This window comes from Tolumonas lignilytica, assembly GCF_000527035.1.
Taxonomy (GTDB): Bacteria; Pseudomonadota; Gammaproteobacteria; order Enterobacterales; family Aeromonadaceae; genus Tolumonas; species Tolumonas lignilytica.
Window position 1 is genome coordinate 967560 of record NZ_AZUK01000001.1, and the last position, 23659, is coordinate 991218.

Consider the following 23659-nt stretch of genomic DNA (forward strand, 5'->3'; position numbering starts at 1 on the left):
GGCTCCTTCTATTTCTGGAATACGAATATAGAGATGTAATTGATAGATGTAAAATACTAAAAATGCACTTTCTATAGCTAAAAAGTAATATGCTTATCCGGTTTTTAGATAAAGAGTGCGAGGTGATATTTTGAATGATGATTTTGCTTACTCAACCTTCTTCGCCAGCGCGTTGGCAAGGCATTCAGGGCACATGCAATCCCCGGAATCAAACGTCAATGGCATCAGATTGGGCAGATCCTGACACCAGCAACCACCCTGCTGACCGCCGCTGCCACACTCAAATGTCGTGCCGCATGCGGAACAGCATTTATCTTTAACCAACGGAGACAGGCTCAGTAGCCGCGTCCAGACCTGCTTTTTATCGGTGTCACTGAATGTCCGCCACCCGGCAATCTCCTCTAGGGTTCGCTTGCATCCGGTACAATATTGCTTGCTTTCATCCAGACGACAAACACCCCGACAGGGTGAACTGATGGTCATTTATAACTCCCTACATGGATATCCATACGACTCAAGACGCTTATGTTCTATACTGTTGATTGTAAGCGAAAAAATATAATCAGAAAGTCACTTTAAGGAGATCGTTATGGATTTAAGCTTACCGCTGCTTTTCATCATCGTGGTATTGGTTTTGGTGACACTCAGTTCAGTGATCAAAGTGGTGCCACAAGGCTATAACTGGACGGTAGAACGGTTTGGTCGTTACACCGGCACATTATCACCCGGCCTGAACCTGATCATGCCCTTTGTTGATCGCATCGGCCGCAAAATCAACATGATGGAACAGGTCATGGACATTCCGCCGCAGGAAATCATCTCCCGCGACAATGCCAACGTCACCATCGATGCCGTGACCTTTATTCAAGTGGTGGAAGCCCATAAAGCCGCTTATGAAGTGAATGATCTGATGTCGGCGATCCGTAATCTGACCATGACTAACATCCGTACCGTGTTAGGTGCCATGGAATTGGACCACATGCTGTCACAACGCGACACCATCAACGAGAAGCTGCTGATCACCGTGGATGCGGCCACCAGCCCTTGGGGTGTCAAAGTAACCCGTATTGAAATCAAGGACGTGCGTCCACCGCAGGATCTGATCGAATCAATGAACGCCCAGATGAAAGCCGAGCGGCAAAAACGGGCAGAAATTCTGGAAGCTGAGGGCGTTCGGCAGTCGAAAATTTTGAAAGCGGAAGGTGAAAAGCAGTCGCAGATCCTTAAAGCAGAAGGTGAACGTCAGGCGGCCTTTCTGGCCTCAGAAGCGCGTGAACGTCAGGCCGAAGCGGAAGCCAAAGCCACAAAATTGGTTTCTGATGCGATTGCCAATGGTAATACTCAGGCCATCAACTATTTCGTGGCTCAGAAATATACCGAAGCACTGGCCAAAATTGGAGACGGCCAGAACAGCAAACTGGTATTGATGCCGCTTGAATCATCTCAGTTGATCGGTTCCATCGCTGGGATCAGTCAGTTATTGAACGATGTTTCCACGACGAAGAAAGGTTGATTATGCAAATCGCAGCATGGTTGTCTGATTGGAATTACTGGCACTGGATGATTCTTGGCACAGCATTACTGTTACTTGAACTATTCGGCACGGCCGGTTTATTGCTCTGGACGGGTATTGCCGCATGGCTCACCGCCATGTGCGTTTTTGTGCTTATCCCCAGTGTATATACGCAATGGAACCTGTTTGCTGTTTTTAGCATTATCACGACTTGGTGTTGGTTTCGATTCACTAAAGGAAAGAAAAAGACCACTGAAGGCGCATCTTTAAATCAACGCACACAACGTTGTATCGGTGCGCAAACCACGTTGTTGGAAGACGTTAGGCTCGGTAAGAGTCGTGTCAGACTGGATGATACATTCTGGGTCGTGCTATCGACTGAACCACTAAAAGCGGGTGATAGCGTCAAGATCATTGCCGTAGATGGCACCCATCTGATTGTGAAGTCGCTGCAACCTCCCGCCTCCCAAAAATAAAAATGGGCAGAAATAATCAAGGGGGCCTAAAGCCCCCTTGTCACCCAGATAAAAGCCATACCTATTCAGGTTATTTCTCTGCTTTTTTCTCTGATGCGGTCTGGAATTGCTCCGGTTTCAGCACAAAATCTTCCCCCAGACGAATTTCATCACGCAACGTTGGCAGCATCGCTTCCAGCGTATCGCGTTCCGCCTGAGTTAATGGCCCGTAGGGTAAGACCTTATACCAGCCCTCTTTACCCAAACGCATCGGCTGCGAGAAGAAGCGGCTATGCTGGCTACCACCTTCCACATAGGCACACTCCACCACGTTATCCTCACCCATCAAACCGCGCACCACCGCATTGACGAAACGATAGGCGGCGGCCGCCATCGCCAAGGTGGCAGAACCGTTACCCGCTTTTGCTTCCACCACTTCCGTACCGGCATCTTGAATATGACGCACCAACTGCGCAGCCTCTTCATCGGTAAATTCAAAACCACCGACCTGAGACATCACCGGTAAAATGGTCTTGCCACTGTGACCACCAATCACATTGACACGAATAGTGCCGGCGGCACGGCCCTGAGAATTGGCGACAAACGTTTCCGCCCGGATCACATCGAGCATAGTGACACCAAACAATTTTTGCGGATTATAAACACCCGCCTTTTTCAGCACTTCAGCGGCTACCGGCACCATGCTATTAACCGGATTGGTAATAATGCAGAAACAAGCATTCGGGCAAATAGCGGCACCAGCAGAAACCAGATTCTGGATCACAGTAGCGTTGAATTTAAACAGATCACTGCGATCCATGCCTGGCTTACGCGCAATACCGGCACAGATGACGACCACGTTACTCCCATCCAATGCTTTCGGCAGATCATCACCTGCATAGCCTTTTACGACGACATCGGTAGGAATATGACTCAAATCAACCGCAATACCCGGTGTGACTGGCGCAACATCGTATAAAGCCAGTTTAAAGCCTGCAGGTAATTTCATTTTCAATAAGAGAGACAGTGCTTGCCCTATACCACCAGCAGCACCGAGAACAGTTATTTTCATAGCAAGCTCCAAATTTTGTTGTTGTGATGGCCATTGTCAGATATCGCTCATCTGAAAATAGTAGAAAGTTACGCACCCACCAAACGCTCACGTATGAAGTGTGAGCTGCGTTTCACTCTTTCTTTTTTCCGATTGAATCGTTTAACCGATTTCTTATTTCATTTATGCAAGTCGGCGAATGCAAACTGCCGCACAGATCCTGGAGTTGAATATCAGTTTTTATGCAGCAATCGTTGAAATATATGCAGCCAGACTGCAAAATTGTTGTTTATGAACGATTCATAGCGGATTTTACATGAAACCCGGCGAAAAACAGGAACAACTTGTTAAGGCTTTCAAAGCTTTATTGCGAGAAGAGCGATTCGGATCACAAGCCGAAATCGTTACTGCACTCAATGAAATTGGTTTTGAAAACATCAATCAATCCAAAGTCTCCCGCATGCTGAGCCGGTTCGGCGCCGTGCGCACCCGCAATGCCAAGATGGAGATGGTCTACTGCCTGCCAGTAGAACTGGGGATCCCAACCATCAACAGCCCCCTGAAAAATCTGGTGCTGGATGTCGACCATAACGGCATTATTCTGGTCATTCATACCACACCGGGTGCGGCACAACTGATCGCGCGCATGCTCGATTCGTTGGGTAAAGCAGAGGGCATTCTCGGCACCATTGCTGGCGATGACACGATCTTCATTACACCAACGGCGGAATCAGATATCGATGAATTGTATGATTCGGTATTGGAGCTGTTTGAACAGACGGGTTAGTCAAACCCGTGAATAAAAAAGGGACCGTGATGGTCCCAACATGTCTGGATAAACGATCAGACCTCAGTTAGATAGCTTCGCCATCCACTTCACCGGTACGAATACGCACAACGTGTGCCAGGTCATACACGAAAATTTTACCGTCACCAATTTTACCGGTGTAAGCCGCTTTGCTGATCGCTTCAATGATGCTTTCAACGTTATCGTCGGAAGTTGCGATATCCAGTTTTACTTTCGGTAGAAAGTCGACTTGATATTCCGCACCACGATACAGTTCGGTGTGACCTTTTTGACGACCAAAACCTTTCACTTCGGATACGGTCATACCGTCAACACCTAGTGCAGCAACAGCTTCACGTACGTCATCCAGTTTGAACGGTTTAATGATTGCACTGATAAGTTTCATAGTTAAACTCCCACTCCCTGGTTAATTGGGCTTAACTGAAACAATTCAATGTCTGTGCCATTTATTAAATATCTTTAATATTCAACATGTTAAAATAAAGCACTTAAGTTCATCCAAAATTGGCATACTTAATTATGCACTTAGCCTCAGCATGCAAACCAAAAAGCACCAAAACGGGGCATCATTGTAGAGCGTTTGCCTGTTATTTCTCAGTGATGAAGTCGCGCCAGGCTAACAGTAATTGTTCGAAATCGTCCAAGCCACAGGCAGCAAACAATTCATCGTCGTAATAGCTTAATCCCAGTTCGTTATCTTCGATTTCAGTTTCAAATTGCAACTCAAGCGCACTCACGGTGGCCGAATCCTGATCCAGATAAAGACAGAATGTTTTGCCGGATAATTTGAAATCATCACCACCATGTAGCAGACGGGCGGTGGTTTTCAGCAATTCATTACACTGAGAGATGTCTACCCCTAATTCATCCGTTAACCAGAAACCAAACGCTTCATGTCCCATAGACAGGCGCGCCAGACAGCGTCCCTCTATATCACGGACAAACTCATGATCCATATTTCGTGCTCCTGAATAGCGGCAATACGGGCTATTCCTTTTACCATTCAGTCTCTCTACCGACTGCGTTTGCCTGATTATTCTTACTTACTAACAATAGTTGAAACTTATGCTAAATAACCAAAAAAAGAAGGGCAAGTCCGTGACTTGCCCTCCATAACAACTAAATGCTGTTTAGGCTGGAACTTGCAGGATCACCTTGTCAGCCTTTTCGGTGTAGCTGGCGATCTGATCAAAATTCAGATAGCGGTACACATCGGCTGCCATGGCATCCAGTTCTTTCGCATACGCCAGATATTCAGCCACTGTCGGAATGCGACCGAGGATCGCGGCAACAGAAGCCAGTTCTGCCGAAGCCAGATACACGTTAGCGCCCTGACCCAGACGGTTCGGGAAGTTACGGGTCGAGGTAGATACCACGGTGGTGCCGTCACCAACACGCGCCTGGTTACCCATACACAGTGAACAGCCCGGAATTTCGATACGTGCACCGACACGACCGAAAATGCCGTAGTAGCCTTCTTCCGTCAGTTGATCGCGATCCATCTTAGTCGGTGGCGCAATCCACAGGCGTGTATGCAACTGGCCTTTGAACTGATTCAGCAGTTTACCGGCTGCACGGAAGTGACCAATATTGGTCATACAAGAACCGATAAACACTTCGTCAATCTTGTCACCGGCAACGGTAGACAGCAGACGTGCATCATCAGGATCATTCGGCGCGCACAGGATTGGCTCTTTGATCGCGTTCAGATCGATTTCGATCACAGCCGCATATTCTGCGTCAGCATCCGCTTCCATCAGTTTTGGATCTGCCAGCCATTCCTGCATACCCGCGATACGACGCTCGATGGTACGTTTGTCGCCGTAACCTTCCGCCAGCATCCATTTCAGCATCACGATGTTGGAATTCAGGTATTCAGCAATTGGCTCTTTGTCCAACTTGATGGTACAGCCGGCAGCAGAACGCTCAGCACTGGCATCAGCCAGTTCAAATGCCTGTTCCACTTTCAGTTGTGGCAGACCTTCGATTTCCAGAATACGACCGGAGAAGATGTTTTTCTTACCGGCTTTCTCAACAGTCAGCAGGCCCATCTGAATGGCTTGGTAAGGGATCGCATGTACCAGATCACGCAAGGTGATACCTGGCTGTAATTCGCCTTTAAAGCGCACCAGCACTGACTCTGGCATATCCAATGGCATCACACCGGTAGCAGCAGCAAACGCCACCAGACCAGAGCCCGCAGGGAAAGAAACGCCGATTGGGAAACGGGTGTGTGAGTCACCACCAGTACCGACAGTATCCGGCAGCAGCATACGGTTCAGCCAGCTGTGGATAACCCCGTCGCCCGGACGCAGTGAGACACCGCCACGGTTCATGATGAAATCTGGCAGCGTGTGGTGCGTCTGCACGTCGACTGGTTTTGGATAAGCTGCGGTGTGACAGAAAGACTGCATCACCAGATCCGCCGAGAAGCCTAAGCATGCTAAGTCTTTCAGCTCGTCACGGGTCATCGGGCCGGTGGTATCTTGTGAGCCCACGGTGGTCATCTTCGGCTCGCAGTAAGTGCCAGGACGAATGCCGGCAACACCGCACGCTTTACCCACCATTTTCTGCGCCAGCGTGTAACCTTTGCCGGTATCAGCCACTGGTTTCGGACGGTTGAATACGTCGGAATGACCCAGACCCAGCGCTTCACGTGCTTTGTCAGTCAGACCACGACCCACAATCAGTGGAATACGGCCACCGGCACGCACTTCGTCGAGCAGCACTTCGGTTTTCAGCTCGAAGGTGGCAATGACCTCATCACTGTCATGACGAGTTACTTTGCCGGCATAAGGGTAGATATCAATGATATCGCCAGTTTCCATCTTGCTGACATCCAGCTCGATTGGCAACGCGCCCGCATCTTCCATGGTGTTGAAGAAAATCGGTGCAATTTTGCCTCCCAGCACGAAACCACCTGCGCGTTTGTTCGGTACGTGCGGAATATCGTCGCCCATGAACCACAGCACGGAGTTGGTTGCGGATTTACGGGAAGAACCGGTACCCACGACGTCACCGACATACACCAGTGGGAAACCTTTCTGTTTCAGCGCTTCCAGAGCTTTGATCGGGCCAACCACGCCTTCCTGATCGGCGGTAATGCCAGGACGGCTGTTTTTCAGCATCGCCAGCGCATGCAATGGGATGTCAGGACGTGACCAGGCATCTTGTGCCGGAGACAGATCATCGGTGTTGGTTTCACCGGTGACTTTAAATACGGTCAGGGTCACTTTGTCAGCCAGTTTCGGACGGTTCAGGTACCACTCGGCATTCGCCCAAGATTCCATCACCTGCTTCGCATATGCGTTGCCCGCTTTGGCTTTTTCCTGCACATCATGGAATGAATCGAACAGCAGCAGAGTGTGAGACAGTGCTTTCGCCGCAATCGGTGCCAGTTTGGCATCATCCAGCAGATCAATCAGTGGCTGAATATTGTAGCCACCTTGCATGGTGCCTAGCAGTTCAGTCGCTTTTTCAGCACTTACCACAGGTGAAACAACTTCACCTTTGGCGACCGCAGCCAGAAAACCGGCTTTCACATAAGCGGCTTCATCGACTCCTGGCGGTACACGATCCGCCAGCAGTTCCAACAGGAATGCTTCTTCACCTGCCGGTGGGTTTTTCAGTAATTCAACCAGTGCAGCAACCTGTTCGGCTGATAATGGTTTTGGCGCAACACCCTGCGCAGCACGTTCAGCGACGTGTTGACGATAGTTTTCCAGCACAATGCACTCCTCTTTCGAAAATCAGCCCCGTCGCTCTTCCCTGAACTGACGTCAGTCGCTCAACTTGGCCATTAATAAGCAAACGGGGGACAATATAGTGAATTTATATGCAAATTAGAAACATATCTGCTAATCAGCAGCGACCTTTTTTCGCCTGACCCGGTGGGCAGAAACCACCGTTCCCGGCAGGATACTGATCACCCTGATTCAGAATCACGCGGGTGCCGCCCACGTCTACATCTGCACGACGTACCCGGACAGGCCCCGGCTCCACGCAGCCAACAAGCACCGTTACCGCAACTGCCAACACCAAATACGACACGTTTTTCACTGTGCGTTCCTCTGTAGTTTTTATAATGACATCCTGGCTAAGCATAATCGTTAGCGACACAAAAAACATCCGCGAGCAATTAGCGAAGAAAAAATTTCGTATATTTCATATCTATTTTTTATCCCGAAAGATCATTCCGGCAACCAGGTGGTTAGCAATTGACGCTAAAGCTATAATTCATACAGACATAGAAATAGTTGGGCAGTCAGGCGATAGCTGATAATCTTTGCCCGGATTTCAGAGAAAGGACCGTGTCATGTTGTATTCGATCTTAGCGATCAGTCTTGGAGCCTCTTTTGGTGCCCTCAGCCGATGGCTATTGGGGCTCGGCTTCAACGCGTTATTTCCGACCATTCCGCCCGGTACGCTGCTGGCTAATCTGATCGGGGGTTATCTGATCGGTATTGCCGTCACTTTTTTTGCAGCAAATCCACAATTACCACCGGAATGGCGTTTACTGGTGATCACCGGTTTTCTGGGCGGCTTAACCACGTTTTCGACTTTTTCCGCTGAAGTTACCACCTTATTACAACAAGGCCGGTTACTGTGGGCCGGCGGTGCAATTGCGGTGCATGTGTTGGGATCGTTGATGATGACATTATTGGGTATGGCAACAATGAATCTGCTACAACGCAGCTGAACATGAGCCGACTCCAAGGTGTCGCAGGAGGTATTTATGCAAGGTTTCAAACTCACCTTTTTTACCCAGCAAGACCGTTCCGTTCATGGTCAATCACTGGCGTTATGGTTGATTCAGCAAGCCAAAGAAATAGGTATTCGCGGTGCCACGCTGACCGCTGCGACCGAAGGTTTCGGGCATGATAAAAAACTGCACTCTACCCATTTTTTTGAGTTAACCGAACAACCGTTGCAGATCACCATGGCCGTGACGGCGGAAGAAGCCGAACAGATGTTTGCCCTGTTGAACAAGGAAAACATCAACATTTTTTATACTCAGGCGGCCATTGAATTTGGTATGTCAGGCGAGCGCTGATACCGTCTGGTATCAGCTTCCCGATGAGATTAGTCGATTACTTCAACCCCATTTTTCTGAAAAACATTTCCGCCGGACAGAAACCGGTAAAGGCACTTTGTAGAAGATTGGCGCCCACAAACAAGGTCAGCAAGACAAACCACGGGCTAACCCAGTATGTCAATGCCACCGACAGCAACACCATCAGCCCTGCAAACGCCCGTACAGCTTTATCAGCAGTCATAACCTCTCCCAAATTAATTAGAAATATCTAATTTAATATTAATCTCTTTTTTCAAAAGTGCTAGCAGACTCAATTTGTTCTATCTCGGTTGACACATTTACCTGCTGTAACGCTCGAATGGAACTAGACTTTTATTAGTTGCAGGATGTGTGTAAAAGATTATATTAGATATATCTAATTTAAAGGAAGCCAGACCATGCGATATCTTTGGGGTCTTATCATTTTCTGTACCGGGCTGGTCAATGCCGCAGAGACATCAATGACAAACCAAACGATAACCATTCAGCCAAGTAATATCCCTGACTGGTTTATCATGGACGGCAGGCTGGAGCCTATCGATCAGGGAACTGTCTCCGCACAAACCAGCGGCCGGATCAGCGCCATTACAGTCGATGTCAACGATGTGGTTCCCGCCGGACAATTACTGATTGAAATCACCAATACTTCTCAATCTGCCGGACAGGATCAGGCCAAGGCGGCAGTCAAAGCCGCAGAAGCACGTTATACCGATGCCGAACGACAACGCCTGCGTCTGGTGGAACTGGTAAAAAAAGGTTCTATTTCCAAACGGGAATATGATGCTGCGGCCACAGAAGCCGAAGCTGCTGCCAGTGTCTTAAAACAGGCAAAGGCAGAATTAGTCCAAGCCAGTGAGAATCTGGGTTATACCCGCATTGTTGCACCTTATGCAGGGGTGGTTTCTGCCCGTCATGTCTCGCTGGGGGAGACCGTAAGCCCCGGCCAACCACTACTCAGTGGATATGCATTTGAGAATATGCGTGTCGTCGCGTCATTACCGGCCCGCTATGTCTCACAACTGAAAGAAGATACCCCCTTGCAACTGACCTTCCCCGATGGCCAGGAATTGACGTTAAAACAGCATCAGTTATTTCAATTTGCAGATCCAGCCAGTCACAGTTTTACCCTGAGAGCCAACTTGCCGAAACAAAATACCCCCGTCTGGCGAAATGGTATTTGGGTCAAACTGGCCATGCCATTGGCAACCAAGCCCAAACTGCTGATCCCAGAAAGTGCCGTGTTGCGTCAGAACGAATTATCAGCCGTGTATCTGGTTACGAAGAATGGATATGTCTTGCAACAAGTACGCCTAGGCCGTAATTACGATGGTCAGGTCGAAATCCTCTCCGGCCTGCAAAGCGGAGAAACCGTCGCCAAAGATGCCTATGCAGTGATTGCGACACAGGGAGGTCATTATGCGCCCTGAACTCGGCCTTTCCGGTCGGATTGCCCGCAAGTTCCTGCATTCCCCGATCACGCCATTGCTGGCATTACTGGGGTTATTGCTCGGCATCGCGGCTATTCTGATCACACCGAAGGAAGAAGAACCGCAGATCGAAGTGACTTTTGCCGATATCTATATTCCATTCCCCGGCGCCAGCCCCAAGGAGGTGGAACAACTGGTGACGCTGCCTGCCGAGCAGGTACTGTCTGAAATGAAAGATATCGACACCATGTACTCTTTTTCACAGCCCGGCGGCGCCATGCTCATTGTGGCGTTCAAAGTGGGCAAACCCCGTCAGCAGGCGCTGGTCGATCTGTATAACCAGCTTGCATCCAACCGAGACTGGCTCCCGGCTGGGTTAGGTGTTGGTGAGCCGTTAGTCAAACCCCGCGCCATTGATGATGTTCCGATCCTCAATCTGACGCTATGGAGTAAACGCGCTGATATCACCGCAGAGCAATTAACTCAGGTAGCTCATGGGCTGGAAACCGAACTAAAACGCCTCCCCGGCACCCGGCAAATCCAAACGGTGGGACGTCATGATCGTGTCGTACAAGTGACGGTTGATCCGGTCAAAATGAATGCGTTTGGCTTAAACTGGCCCCAAGTCACACAGGTGTTGCAGACAGCCAATCAGCAACAAACCAATCTCTCGCTGACGCAGGATAATCATCAGGTCAGCTTGCAGGTTGGCTCATTTTTGACCTCGGCAGACGAAGTGCGTCAACTCATCATCAGCACACAAAACAACCATCCAATTTATCTGGCGGATATCGCCGATGTCAAAGATGGGGCGGATGTCCCGACCGCGAATGTCTGGATGAATCAGGCCGGGCAAATTTATCCGGCCGTCACACTGGCCATCGCCAAACAACCGGGCGTCAATGCGGTCGATCTCAGCCGGGCGATCACGGATCGCTTGGCGCAAGTGCATCACATTCTGATACCGGATGGGGTAGAAGTGAATGTGACCCGCGATTACGGTCAGACCGCCAATGAAAAAGCCAATAAACTGATCAGCAAGTTGATTTTTGCCACCACGGCTGTGGTGCTCTTGGTCTGGTTAAGCATGGGCTGGCGCGAATCGGTCGTGGTAGGCGGTGCCATTCTGCTGACTCTGTCCATCACGTTATTTGCCTCTTGGGCCTGGGGATTTACGTTAAACCGCATTTCGTTGTTCGCTCTCATCTTCTCTATCGGGATCCTGGTCGATGATGCCATTGTGGTGGTAGAGAACATCCATCGACATCAGAAAGATGGGGGTAACTGGAAAGAGGCGATCCCACAAGCCGTCGATGAAGTGGGTGGCCCGACGATTCTGGCAACCCTTACCGTGATTGCGGCCTTGCTGCCTATGGCTTTCGTCAGCGGCATGATGGGCCCCTACATGAGCCCCATTCCCATCAATGCCAGTACTGGCATGCTTATTTCGCTGGCGGTTGCCTTTATTGTAACCCCATGGTTAGCGTTGCATTTGCTGCGTCCCCATGTTGGCAATCATGTCGAGCACGAGGAACACAAAGCTATTCAGGCATTCCGTGGATTCCTGAGCCGGTTTCTCGGTGGCGAGAAAGCAAAATCGGCCCGGCGCAAGTTAACCTTAGTCGTCGGTTTATTGCTGGTCTGTTCACTGGCCTTACCTGTCTTGCAACTGGTGGTATTGAAAATGCTGCCTTTTGATAACAAATCTGAATTTCAGGTCATGGTTGATATGCCAGAGGGGACTTCGCTGGAACAAACCCAAACGGTATTACGGCAGTTGGCCAGTGACGCCGAAACCATACCGGAGGTGACCTCTGTCCAGATCTATGCCGGTACATCAGCGCCCATCAATTTTAATGGATTGGTACGTCATTACTTCATGCGCCAATCGGCAGAATTGGGCGATTTACAAATCAACCTGAAAGGGAAACATGAACGTGACCGGGCCAGCCATCAGATCGCCCGTGAAGCTCGGGAACGTCTGACCCCTATCGCCAACAAAGCTGGCGCCACGATTAAGGTCGTTGAAATTCCACCAGGGCCGCCGGTATGGTCCCCTATCCTGGCTGAGGTTTATGGCCCGACACAGGCCATGCGTGAACAGGCCGCACAACAAGTCATGAATACCTTCAAAAGCACGCCGGATATTGTCGATATTGATGTCGATATTCCCGCCGCACAGCAACACTGGCAACTGAGCATTAACCGGGCTCGCGCCTCTCGGCTGGGTATATCCGAAGCCTTGATTCGACAGACATTGGTCGGCGCGTTGGGCGGGCAAGATGTCAGCTACTTACATTCCCCGGATCAAAAATATGCCAAACCCATCCGCTTGCGTCTGGCCGAAGGTGAAAAAGCCGATCTGCTGGGCGTATTAAGTCTGACCTTGCCTTCCGCTGCCGGGAAAGCCATTGCCCTGAGCGAACTCGTGGATGTCCTCCAAAATGAGAAACCGCACAGCATCATGCATAAAAATATGCAGCCGATGGTCATGGTGACCGCCGATATGGCCGGTAAACTCGACAGCCCCTTATATGGCATGGCGGAAATTGCCAGTAAACTCAGCACGCAACATCCACAATGGAAACAGTCGTTGATCGGACAACCGGACGGTCTGTCCGGTGTTGCCATCAAATGGGATGGGGAATGGAAAATAACCTATGAAACCTTCCGGGATATGGGTATTGCCTACTCCGTCGGCATACTACTGATTTATTTTCTGGTGGTGGCTCATTTTAATTCCTACAGCGTCCCCCTGATCATCATGGCCCCTATCCCATTGACACTGGTGGGCGTAATGCCAGGACATGCCCTGCTGGGAGCGCCGTTCACCGCCACATCGATGATAGGCATGATCGCACTGGCGGGGATCATCGTCAGAAATTCAATTCTGCTGGTCGACTTTGTCAATCAACAACGCGCCGCAGGCGTTGAATTAGCCGAAGCGGTCATTAATAGTGGTGCGGTACGAGCAAAACCCATTATTTTAACCGCGCTGGCGGCGATGATTGGTGCTACCTTTATCTTAGATGATCCTATTTTTAATGGATTAGCCATCAGCTTGGTATTTGGCCTGTTTGCCTCAACCATGTTGACGTTGGTGGTGATCCCTGTGCTCTATTTTCTCTATCTGAAACATAAAGGGTAAAAAGCCTCTTTGCTGCCAGTTTTCACTGGCGGCTTTTTTGCCTGCCCCAAATTAATGCGGTGTCATACGAAGTTCAAAAAATAGACTATTGTTAATAGATAAACTTTTAATAACTGAGTACGGCAGCATGTTTATATTACCAAGCATGATCTATGAATCATTACCCCGCCTATATACCCTCGGCGGCATCGCCATGATCTTTAGCAGTGACCGCCTGCTCATCATTATTTCCGGCATTTTGTTCTATTGTGCCGGCGCCAGCGTCTGGGTCATGCGTTCCCGAAATCGTCGCACCGATGAGCCTGCCGACTTATCACACAAGCGGCTGGTTTTACCGGAACCGATATATGAATTTCTGCCTTTTGCCTATTTCCTGCTCGGTGTGCTGCTGTTACGAAGTTCAGGTGAAATGATCCTGCTGGCGGCAGGTTTTCTGTTGGTGTCATGGGCGCTGATCCGCGAATATCAGCGCTTACATCATCGCCATCACAGACAGCCAAGGTTCAGAAGTAGCAGTTTCTAATGTCCATGATTCAAAAATAGGTGTAGTCAAAGCGAATGTCTCGTTTGAGCAGTTCAGCAAGCTGCCTGAGTGCAACAATCAGGCTCGATTCATCATTGATCGCCATCAGCGATAAACGGATCGCATTGGGTGTCGGTGCTCGCGGATCGGCCTTAAAATAGGAAGCACTGCTGACCAGAATGCCTCGGTTTTTCGCAGCCAGCGTAAAGGCATCCGCCTGCCACTCTTCCGGCAGAATCAGCCACAAATGATAACTGTCAGGCTGACTGAGCAGTTGATAGTCGGCTAACCATTCTCGGGCTAGACACTGGCGGCGGATTGCGATTTCACGTTGTTGTTCTGCTATCCGAAATGCCTCGCCCGATTGAATCAGCGTTGCCGCTACCGCAAATGGCAAGGGGGATGGCAACCAGATCGTCGCACGAATAAAGGCCGATAACCGTTCACTTTCCTGCACCGGAGTTTTGATGAAGGCACAGCGCATCCCTGGGCTGATGGCTTTCGACAAACTGGTGATATGAAAACCAAAATCGGGAGCCAGATTTGTGATGGCCGGAATCGGCTGCGGATTCAGAAAGCCGTAGATATCATCTTCAACCAGCCAGAGCTGATGCTCATTCACAACGGCCGCAATTTGCTGTCGTCGTTCCATCGGCATCGTCGCAGCCGTTGGATTTTGATACGACGGCACGATGATGACCATAGCAATGCGCATAGATTGACATAGTTCATTTAACGATTGTGGTAGCATCCCCTGCTGATCCATCGGGATACCGACCACATTGCGGCCTAGCATATTCGCAATAGACAAAATCCCTGGGTAGGTCAGATCTTCAACGGCAATGGTGTCACCTGGCTGGGTATAACACTGAATCAGCACAGAAAGTGCGTGCTGGGCACCACAGGCCAGAACGATCTGTTCATGCCCCGAGACATCCAGACCATAATGATGCGCCCAGACCGCTCCCAGAGCGCGATGTCGGGTTAGCCCGGTATGTTCCACATAGCCATAAAGCGCATCATTGCCGCGATTTAATATTTGTGAAAAAGCCTGATTCAACTGCTCCGTATGTTGATAAATGCAAGGCTGCAAAATTGAGAGATTGTATTCCTGCTCAAGGCTTTCTGCCCTGATCACATCAGAAAGCTGGCTATGATTGCAGACAAAACTACCCCGTCCGACAAATGATTCGATGAGTTTTTTTTCGGCCAAGGCTTTATAGGCTTTCGCCACTGTGATGGCAGTCGTTCCCATCTGCTGCGCCAGTTCCCGATGAGTTGGCAATTGGCTGCCTTCTGCAAACTGGCCGGATCGGATGAATTCTTCTATCTTTTTTACAATGGCTAAATATTTAGGCGCACTCATTTTATCAGACCGGGAGCATGTTGATTGACCAAGGATAACATATATCAATAAGGAGATAAATTAAGCCATAAAGTACGCCTGACCGTCTATTTACGGGATTTTTGAGAAAACAAAGATGATTAATTGACATATGTCATTTGTCGATCAATTATCTTCTCAGACATCAATCAGGAGAATTCATCATGCGCATTCAGAACATCGCATTCATTGGTCTCGGTGTCATGGGTTTCCCCATGGCCGGACATTTACAACAGAAAGGCTTTAATACTACTGTTTATAATCGCACTCACAGCAAAGCTGAAGCATGGCAAGCCAAATACCACGGTCATATAGCGGAAACACCGCGTGAAGCCGCGGAAACCGCCGATATCGTCTTTATCTGCATCGGTAATGATAACGATGTCCGCAGCGTCTGTTATGGCGAAAATGGGATCCTGGCTGGATTAAAACCGGGGGCGATCCTCATCGATCATACGACAGCCTCTGCCGTGCTGGCCCATGAGCTCGAAAATGCCTGTCATAAACAAGGTGTCCATTTCATGGACTGTCCCGTCTCCGGCGGGCAGAGCGGTGCGGAAAAAGGCTGCCTAACCATCATGTGTGGTGGTGATGAACAGACCTTTGCCAGCGTGAAACCAGTTATGGAATCCTATGCCCGCCAGATCCAACTGGTCGGTCGCTGTGGTGCCGGACAACGTTGCAAGATGGTCAATCAAATCTGTATCGCCGGTGTATTACAAGGTTTGAGCGAAGGCCTGTTGCTGGCAGAAACCGTGGGGCTGGACATTCATCAAGTGGTCGAAACCCTGAAATTCGGCGCTGCGGGTTCGTGGCAGATGGAAAACCGAGCCGAAACCATGGCACAAAACAAATTCAGTTTTGGTTTTGCCATCGACTGGATGCGCAAAGATTTAGGCATCTGTCTGGAGGAAGCTGCACGCCAGCACATTGAACTGCCACTAACCAAGCAGGTGGATGAACGCTATGCCCAATTACAGGAAGAAGGTTGTGGCAAACTAGACACCTCCGCGCTGATCCTGTCACTGAAAAAAGAGGCGTGAGCGTGAGCATGATGAGCCTCTGACCGGGAGGCTCATGTTTTATGCAACATGCCAGCTTAACCGCTGTTGACTTTCAAAATGTCGCACGATGCCAGTCAGCGGATCTTCAAAGCTCAGCTCTTTTGCCAGCAGTTGTAACGGTCTTGCATAATCTTTCGCCAGTTCATCATTGACCTGCGGATAAAATGGATCATGACGGATGGGTGCGCCCAAGCCGGCCATATGCAACCGAAGCTGATGTTTCTTGCCCGTCACCGGATTAAGCCGGTAGCGACACCAATCGCCCTGTTGTTCCAGCACTTCGATAATGGTGTGTGAATTTGGTTCACCCAAGGTTTCCTGTGACAGGAAAAACGGCTCACCACGCACAATTCGGCTCTGACGCTGATGCGGAAACTGCAAATGCGGTAACGCGGGAGCAATGGCTTCATAGTATTTATCAATTTTGCGGTCACGAAACAGTGCCTGATAGATTGCACGCGTTTGCTTCTGTACCGAAAACAACACCAGACCCGCCGTATGCCGATCCAGCCGATGCAGTGGCTGCAATTCAGCATTATTGAGGCGCCCCATCAGACGGGCCAACAGCGTCTGTTCCACGTAATCCCCACCCGGGATCACCGGCAGAAAATGCGGTTTATCGGCCACCAGAATATGTTCATCCAGATATAAAATCGATTCCTCAAACGGGATGATTTTTTCATCGGTGATTTCGCGATAGTAATAGATCCGCACACCGGCCCGATAAGGTAAATCATGCGTAATCGGTGCGTGATGACTATCCAGCACCCGTTGTCGTTCAAAACGGCTGAGCCAATTCGTGCGGCTGATAGCAGGAAAACTGTCGCATAAACAGTCGAGCACCGTTTGCCATTCCCCCTGATACGGCAGCACAAATGTACTGGGCGTAATCAGCGGCTTCACCGTTAGCGGATGGGAAAAGCCTGCTTCTGACGGCTGGAAGGGGTCAACGTGTGCTGGGGTTTGCGCTTTGATGTACATAATCTCAAATCGGACAGTGAAGCCTAAGCCAGTTTCCGCTCTGCGGGTGGCCTGATCCGAGATATTTTACAATGAACCAAGGAATAGCAGAAAAAAATTAGCCCCTGAATTTCTAGGGGCCTAGAGTTCAGGGGCTAAAAATTACCTCAGGAAAAGAGATAACTCAGCGTTTTTTCGCCTTCGCATTCGGCAGGTCAGTAATAGAACCTTCATACACTTCCGCAGCCAGACCAACTGATTCGTGCAGCGTTGGGTGAGCATGAATGGTCAATGCGATATCTTCCGCATCAGCACCCATCTCAATCGCCAGACCGATTTCGCCCAACAGTTCACCGCCGTTGGTACCAACAATCGCACCACCGATCACACGGTGAGTTGCCTTGTCGAAAATCAGTTTAGTCATACCATCCGCGCAGTCAGATGCAATCGCACGACCTGATGCCGCCCATGGGAACACCGCTGTTTCGTAGTTGATGCCCTTGGCTTTCGCTTCTTTCTCGGTCAAACCAACCCATGCAATTTCAGGTTCGGTATAGGCGATAGAAGGAATAACTTTCGGATCGAAGTAATGTTTCTTGCCGGCAATAACTTCGGCAGCCACATGACCTTCGTGCACACCTTTGTGTGCCAGCATTGGCTGACCCACGATGTCACCGATCGCGAAAATGTGCGGCACATTAGTGCGCAGCTGTTTATCAACTTCAATGAAGCCACGATCAGTCACTGTGATACCGGCTTTTTCGGCATCCAGGTTTTTACCATTCGGTACACGACCGACGGCCACGAGCACGTTGTCATAACGAACTGGTTCAACCGGTGCTTGTTTGCCTTCAAAAGAGACATACAGACCGTCTTTTTTCGCTTCAACCGCAGTTACTTTGGTTTCCAGCATCAGGTTGAATTTCTGCTCAACGCGTTTGGTGTAAACCTTCACCACATCTTTGTCAGCGGCAGGAACCAGCTGATCAGCAAATTCAACCACGTCGATTTCAGCACCCAGAGCAGAGTACACAGTACCCATTTCCAGACCGATAATACCGCCACCCAATACCAGCAATTTGCCCGGTACTTCTTTCAGTTCCAGCGCATCGGTAGAGTCCCAAACACGTGGATCGTTGTGTGGAATAAATGGCAGTTTAACTGGGCGAGAACCCGCCGCGATGATCGCGTTATCAAATTTGATGGTAGTTACAGAGCCATCTGCTGCCGTTACGTCGATGCTGTTCGGGCCAGTAAATTTAGCCAGACCGTTCACCACCGGCACTTTACGCTGTTTGGCCATACCAGCCAGACCGCCAGTCAGTTTGGTAACAACTTTTTCTTTCCACAGACGGATCTTGTTAATGTCAGTTTGTGGTTCACCGAAAACGATACCGTGCTCAGCCAGTGCTTTTGCTTCTTCGATCACTTTTGCTACGTGCAGCAGTGCTTTTGATGGGATACAACCCACGTTCAAACACACGCCACCCAGGGTACCGAAACGTTCAATCAGAACAGTGTCTAATCCCAGATCAGAAGAACGGAATGCAGCAGAATAACCAGCTGGGCCCGCACCAATCACCACAACCTGAGTTTTGATTTCATTACTCATTATGACCTCGATTTTCTATCTCAGTTGCTACCGGAAACCCACTAAAGCTAGCACGTTTCCGGTGAGGCAGACAAAATTACAGCACTAAACGACGAATGTCGGACAGCACACCAGTCAGCGTCGTAATGAAACGCGCACCATCAGCACCGTCAATGACACGGTGGTCATAAGACAACGCCAGCGGCAACGTCAGTTGTGGTACGAATTCTTTACCGTTCCATTTTGGTTTCATATCTGACTTAGAGACACCCAGGATCGCCACTTCTGGCGCGTTCACGATTGGCGTGAACTGCGTGCCACCGATACCACCCAAGCTGGAGATGGTGAAGCAGCCGCCCTGCATGTCAGCGCCAGTCAGTTTACCGGCACGAGCTTTCTTCGAGATTTCAGCCAGATCTTTCGACAGTTCATAGATGCCTTTCTTGTTAACATCACGAACTACCGGTACAACCAGACCGTTTGGCGTATCAACCGCCACACCGATGTGGATGTATTTTTTCATGATCAGTGTAGAACCGTCTTCTGACAGTGAGCTGCAGAAACGTGGGTGTGCTTCCAGTGCTTTGGCAGCCGCTTTCAGGATAAACACCAGCGGAGTGATCTTGAAGCCCAGTTGCTGTTTGTCAGCAATGATATTTTGTTCTTTACGGAACGCTTCCAGCTCACCGATATCGGCTTCGTCGAACTGAGTAACATGCGGGATCATCACCCAGTTACGGTGCAGGTTCGGGCCAGAGATCTTCTGGATACGCGTCAATGGCACTTCTTCGACATCGCCAAATTTCGCGAAGTCCACTTTCGGCCATGGCAGCACGCCCAGACCCGCACCTGAACCACCAGCTGCAGGAGCAGAAGCCGCACGTTTCAGCGCTTCTTTCACATAGTTCTGCACGTCTTCTTTCTGGATACGACCTTTACGGCCAGATCCTTTAACGTTTGCCAGATTCACACCAAATTCACGCGCCAGACGACGGATCGCCGGCGTCGCATGCACATAGGCTTCGCTGGCAACAAACTCGCCTTTTTCTTCCGCTTTCGCCGCCGCAACAGGTGCAGCAGGAGCCGCTTTTGCAGGAGCTGGAGCGGCGGCAGGTGCAGCGGCAACCGGAGCTGCAGGGGCAGCGCCTGCCACTTCAAATTCCATGATCAGTGAACCGGTTTTCACCTTGTCACCGACAGCAATTTTCAGTGCTTTAACAACACCCGCAAACGGTGCTGGTACTTCCATAGAGGCCTTGTCGCCTTCCACGGTGATCAGTGATTGATCAGCATCAACGCTGTCACCCACTTTGACCAGAATTTCGGTTACAGCAACTTCGTCACCGCCGATGTCTGGTACGTTCACTTCTTTCACCGAAGCAACTGCTGGTGCCGCCGCAACAGGCGCTGGAGCCGCGGCAACTGGCGCAGCAGGTGCTGCACCCGCGACTTCAAACACCATGATCAGTGAGCCGGTAGACACTTTGTCACCCAGCGCCACTTTGATCTCTTTCACCACACCCGCAAACGGGGCCGGTACTTCCATAGAGGCTTTGTCGCCTTCTACAGTCAGCAGCGATTGGTCAGCGTCAACGGTGTCGCCAACTTTAACCAAAATCTCAGTCACAGCCACTTCGTCACCGCCGATATCCGGCACGTTGACTTCCAGCTGTGCGGCTGCCGCAGGGGCTGCTGCAACAGGCGCTGCAGCGACCGGAGCTGGTGCAGCAGCAACTGCTGCACCTTCCGCTTCGAATACCATGATCAGGGAACCAGTAGAAACCTTGTCACCTAATGCAATTTTGATCTCTTTAACAATACCCGCTTCTGGTGCAGGTACTTCCATAGAGGCTTTATCGCCTTCTACCGTCAGCAGGGATTGGTCAGCTTCAACCTTGTCACCTACTTTGACCAGAATTTCGGTCACGGCAACTTCATCACCACCGATATCCGGCACAAAAATGTCTTTAGACATGAAATTTCCCCTTACGCGTACAGCGGATTCATCTTGTCAGCATCGATACCGAATTTCGCAATGGCTTCTGCCACTACTTTCTTCTCAACGGTACCTTGCTTAGCCAATTCAGTCAGTGCAGCTACAACGATGTAGGCTTCGTTCACTTCGAAGTGACGACGCAGGTTTTCGCGGCTGTCTGAACGACCGAAACCATCTGTACCCAGAACACGATAGCTGCTGGCAGGAACAAAACTACGCACCTGATCAGCGTAAGACTTCATGTAGTCGGTAGCAGCGATAGCTGGCGCAGAGCCCATAACCTGAGCAATGTAAGGCACTTGCTGTTCGCCTTCAGGGTGCAGCATGTTGTAACGATCAGCATTCTGACCATCACGCGCCAGTTCGTTGAAGCTGGTTACGCTGTACACATCAGAACCGATACCGTATTCGTCAGCCAAAATCTTACCGGCACGACGCACGTAGTTCAGAATTGAACCACAACCCATCAGCTGAACCTGACCTTTCGCACCGGCGTTAGATTCCAGTTTGTAGATACCTTTACGGATACCTTCTTCAGCGCCAGCAGGCATAGCCGGGTGCTGATAGTTTTCGTTCAGGGTAGTGATGTAGTAGTAGATATTCTCTGGTTTATCGCCGTACATACGACGCATACCGTCTTGAATGATCACCGCCACTTCATACACGAATGATGGGTCATAGCTGACGCAATTCGGGATGGTGCCAGCCAGAATATGGCTATGGCCGTCTTCGTGCTGCAGACCTTCACCGTTCAGTGTGGTACGGCCAGAGGTCGCACCCAACAGGAAGCCACGTGCTTGCTGGTCGCCAGCAGCCCATGCCATATCGCCGATACGTTGGAAACCGAACATCGAATAGTAGATGTAGAACGGAATCATCGGGCAATCGTTCGTGCTGTAAGAAGTCGCCGCCGCTAACCAAGACGACATTGCACCCAGCTCGTTGATACCGTCTTGCAGGATCTGACCTTTCTGGTCTTCCTTGTAATAAGAGACGATCTCTTTGTCTTGCGGGGTGTATTGCTGACCGTGCGGGCTGTAGATACCGATTTGACGGAACAGACCTTCCATACCGAAAGTACGCGCTTCGTCAGCCAGAATTGGCACGATACGTTGACCGACAGATTTGTCTTTCAGCAGCACGTTCAAGCTACGTACAAATGCCATAGTGGTTGACACTTCACGCGCCTGTTCGCCAAGCAATGCATCAAATGCTGACAGCTCAGGAATATCGAGTTTCACTGTTGTCTGTGGCAAACGAGTTGGCACATAACCTTTCAATGCCTGACGACGTTCGTGCAGGTATTTGTACTCTTCAGAGCCTTCTTCCAAAGTCAGATAAGGCAGCTCGTCGATTTGATCATCGGAAACCGGAACAAAGAAACGATCACGCATATGACGAACTGAATCCAGTTCCATCTTCTTAACTTGGTGCGCAATGTTTTTACCTTCCGCAGCTTCACCCATGCCATAACCTTTTACGGTTTTCGCCAGGATCACAGTCGGCTTGCCGGTAGTCTGAGTCGCTTTCTGGAACGCAGCGAACAGTTTGACCGGATCATGACCACCACGTTTCAGTGAGAAGATCTGCTCATCAGTCCAGTCAGCCACCAGCGCAGCGGTTTCTGGGTATTTGCCAAAGAAGTGTTTACGGACATAAGCGCCATCTTTGGATTTGAAAGTCTGGTAATCACCATCCAGTGTTTCGTTCATCAGCTGGATCAGCTTGCCAGAGGTATCCTTCTGCAGCAGCTCATCCCACTTAGAACCCCACAGGGTTTTGATCACGTTCCAGCCAGCACCGCCGAAGATACCTTCCAGCTCGTTGATCACTTTACCGTTACCGACAACTGGGCCATCCAGACGCTGCAGGTTGCAGTTGATTACGAAGATCAGGTTGTCCAGTTTCTCACGTACAGCAACGGTGATAGCGCCTTTAGATTCAGGCTCATCCATCTCACCATCGCCCAGGAAAGCGTACACTTTCTGCTCAGAGCAATCTTTGATGCCACGGTTGGTCAGATATTTCAGGAAACGCGCCTGATAGATCGCACCGATTGGGCCTAAACCCATAGATACGGTCGGGAACTGCCAGAATTCAGGCATCAGTTTTGGATGCGGATAAGAAGGAATACCTTTGCCATCCACTTCCTGACGGAAGTTGTCCAGCTGATCAGCAGTCAGACGGCCTTCAACAAATGCACGGGCATACACGCCAGGAGAGATATGGCCTTGGAAGTAAACTAAATCGCCACCGTCTTTCTCGTTACGCGCACGGAAGAAATGGTTGAAGCACACATCGTAAATTGTGGCAGAAGAGGCAAAAGAGGACATATGTCCGCCCAGATCCAAGCCTTTCTTCGATGCACGCAAAACGATCATCACTGCGTTCCAGCGAATAATCGCACGGATACGCTGTTCCAGATCCAGTTTACCCGGATACGCCGGTTGATCGCTGGTCGCGATGGTATTGATATAATCAGTCAGCAGCTTACCACCAGTACCAGTGCCTGCAGCTAAACCTGCTTTGCTGGCGGCTGATGATAATTGATCCAGAATGTATTGAGCTCGTTCCGGACCTTCTTCCCGAAGCAGTGATTCCAGAGCGTTTAACCACTCTTGAGTTTCTACTGGGTCCACATCATGTTTAAGGAGTTCAGACATGG

At 50.0% G+C, this 23659-nt stretch carries 21 protein-coding genes; 9 read left to right on the top strand and 12 right to left on the bottom strand.

Annotation, left to right across the window (positions count from 1 at the left end; all coding sequences use genetic code 11):
* Positions 1-147 precede the first annotated feature (147 nt).
* On the bottom strand, positions 148-483 hold the full coding sequence (locus H027_RS0104565; RefSeq protein ID WP_024871344.1) for a DUF1289 domain-containing protein: 336 nt from the start codon (positions 481-483) through the stop codon (positions 148-150).
* A 106-nt stretch (positions 484-589) separates the two neighbouring features.
* Here H027_RS0104565 and H027_RS0104570 point away from each other — a divergent pair, with 106 nt between their 5' ends.
* Positions 590-1513: an SPFH domain-containing protein gene (locus H027_RS0104570; protein ID WP_024871345.1), complete on the top strand. Its 924-nt coding sequence runs from the start codon at positions 590-592 to the stop codon at positions 1511-1513.
* 2 nt (positions 1514-1515) lie between these two features.
* A complete protein-coding gene (locus tag H027_RS0104575; protein ID WP_024871346.1) occupies positions 1516-1989 on the top strand; it encodes an NfeD family protein in 474 nt (157 codons plus the stop codon).
* A 70-nt stretch (positions 1990-2059) separates the two neighbouring features.
* Here the strand turns inward: H027_RS0104575 and mdh are convergent, their stop codons facing one another.
* The gene (mdh, locus tag H027_RS0104580; protein ID WP_024871347.1) at positions 2060-3040 is read right to left on the bottom strand and encodes a malate dehydrogenase; all 981 of its coding nucleotides are present in this window, start codon (positions 3038-3040) and stop codon (positions 2060-2062) included.
* A 295-nt stretch (positions 3041-3335) separates the two neighbouring features.
* Here mdh and argR point away from each other — a divergent pair, with 295 nt between their 5' ends.
* A complete protein-coding gene (gene argR / locus H027_RS0104590; protein WP_024871348.1) occupies positions 3336-3806 on the top strand; it encodes a transcriptional regulator ArgR in 471 nt (156 codons plus the stop codon).
* 67 nt (positions 3807-3873) lie between these two features.
* On the opposite strand, the gene glnK is transcribed toward argR, so the two are convergent.
* From glnK to H027_RS0104610, 4 genes are all read right to left on the bottom strand, one after another.
* Entirely contained in the window at positions 3874-4212 is a 339-nt protein-coding gene (gene glnK, locus H027_RS0104595) for a P-II family nitrogen regulator (RefSeq protein WP_015879603.1), read from the bottom strand.
* A 202-nt stretch (positions 4213-4414) separates the two neighbouring features.
* A complete protein-coding gene (locus H027_RS0104600) occupies positions 4415-4783 on the bottom strand; it encodes a YacL family protein (protein WP_024871349.1) in 369 nt (122 codons plus the stop codon).
* Between the two features lie 174 nt (positions 4784-4957).
* On the bottom strand, positions 4958-7555 hold the full coding sequence (gene acnB / locus H027_RS0104605; RefSeq protein ID WP_024871350.1) for a bifunctional aconitate hydratase 2/2-methylisocitrate dehydratase: 2598 nt from the start codon (positions 7553-7555) through the stop codon (positions 4958-4960).
* Positions 7556-7688: 133 nt separating this feature from the next.
* Positions 7689-7886, bottom strand: coding sequence for a hypothetical protein (locus H027_RS0104610; RefSeq protein WP_237657924.1), 198 nt, complete (start codon positions 7884-7886; stop codon positions 7689-7691).
* A 256-nt stretch (positions 7887-8142) separates the two neighbouring features.
* Between H027_RS0104610 and crcB the strand changes: the two genes are divergently transcribed.
* Together crcB and H027_RS0104620 are read left to right on the top strand one after the other, a co-directional pair.
* Entirely contained in the window at positions 8143-8526 is a 384-nt protein-coding gene (gene crcB, locus H027_RS0104615) for a fluoride efflux transporter CrcB (protein ID WP_024871352.1), read from the top strand.
* A 36-nt stretch (positions 8527-8562) separates the two neighbouring features.
* Positions 8563-8880, top strand: coding sequence for a DUF190 domain-containing protein (locus tag H027_RS0104620; protein ID WP_024871353.1), 318 nt, complete (start codon positions 8563-8565; stop codon positions 8878-8880).
* Positions 8881-8917: 37 nt separating this feature from the next.
* Here the strand turns inward: H027_RS0104620 and H027_RS0104625 are convergent, their stop codons facing one another.
* Positions 8918-9103, bottom strand: a complete 186-nt coding sequence (locus H027_RS0104625) for a YgaP family membrane protein (RefSeq protein WP_024871354.1) — start codon at positions 9101-9103, stop codon at positions 8918-8920.
* A gap of 196 nt (positions 9104-9299) precedes the next feature.
* Here H027_RS0104625 and H027_RS0104630 point away from each other — a divergent pair, with 196 nt between their 5' ends.
* The 3 genes from H027_RS0104630 to H027_RS17475 all read left to right on the top strand — a co-directional run bounded on the left by H027_RS0104630 (position 9300) and on the right by H027_RS17475 (position 13999).
* A complete protein-coding gene (locus H027_RS0104630; protein WP_024871355.1) occupies positions 9300-10328 on the top strand; it encodes an efflux RND transporter periplasmic adaptor subunit in 1029 nt (342 codons plus the stop codon).
* Positions 10318-13476, top strand: a complete 3159-nt coding sequence (locus H027_RS0104635) for an efflux RND transporter permease subunit (RefSeq protein WP_038149164.1) — start codon at positions 10318-10320, stop codon at positions 13474-13476. Before H027_RS0104630 ends, H027_RS0104635 begins: the two co-directional genes overlap by 11 nt.
* 127 nt (positions 13477-13603) lie before the next feature.
* Positions 13604-13999: a hypothetical protein gene (locus tag H027_RS17475; RefSeq protein ID WP_051448952.1), complete on the top strand. Its 396-nt coding sequence runs from the start codon at positions 13604-13606 to the stop codon at positions 13997-13999.
* A 10-nt stretch (positions 14000-14009) separates the two neighbouring features.
* On the opposite strand, the gene H027_RS0104645 is transcribed toward H027_RS17475, so the two are convergent.
* A complete protein-coding gene (locus H027_RS0104645) occupies positions 14010-15365 on the bottom strand; it encodes an aminotransferase-like domain-containing protein (protein WP_024871358.1) in 1356 nt (451 codons plus the stop codon).
* 182 nt (positions 15366-15547) lie between these two features.
* On the opposite strand from H027_RS0104645, the gene H027_RS0104650 reads away from it, so the two are divergent.
* Entirely contained in the window at positions 15548-16426 is an 879-nt protein-coding gene (locus H027_RS0104650) for an NAD(P)-dependent oxidoreductase (RefSeq protein WP_024871359.1), read from the top strand.
* A gap of 39 nt (positions 16427-16465) precedes the next feature.
* Here H027_RS0104650 and H027_RS0104655 read toward each other — a convergent pair whose 3' ends face one another.
* The 4 genes from H027_RS0104655 to aceE form a co-directional block, all read right to left on the bottom strand.
* Positions 16466-17428 carry a pseudouridine synthase gene (locus tag H027_RS0104655; protein ID WP_024871360.1) on the bottom strand — a complete coding sequence of 321 codons (963 nt, stop codon included), beginning with the start codon at positions 17426-17428 and terminating at the stop codon, positions 16466-16468.
* Positions 17429-17591: 163 nt separating this feature from the next.
* Positions 17592-19019: a dihydrolipoyl dehydrogenase gene (gene lpdA / locus H027_RS0104660; protein ID WP_038149166.1), complete on the bottom strand. Its 1428-nt coding sequence runs from the start codon at positions 19017-19019 to the stop codon at positions 17592-17594.
* A gap of 76 nt (positions 19020-19095) precedes the next feature.
* Positions 19096-20973 (bottom strand): pyruvate dehydrogenase complex dihydrolipoyllysine-residue acetyltransferase, encoded by a 1878-nt coding sequence (aceF, locus tag H027_RS0104665; RefSeq protein WP_024871362.1) that lies wholly within the window; start codon positions 20971-20973, stop codon positions 19096-19098.
* An 11-nt stretch (positions 20974-20984) separates the two neighbouring features.
* The gene (gene aceE / locus H027_RS0104670; protein WP_024871363.1) at positions 20985-23657 is read right to left on the bottom strand and encodes a pyruvate dehydrogenase (acetyl-transferring), homodimeric type; all 2673 of its coding nucleotides are present in this window, start codon (positions 23655-23657) and stop codon (positions 20985-20987) included.
* Positions 23658-23659: the final 2 nt, after the last annotated feature.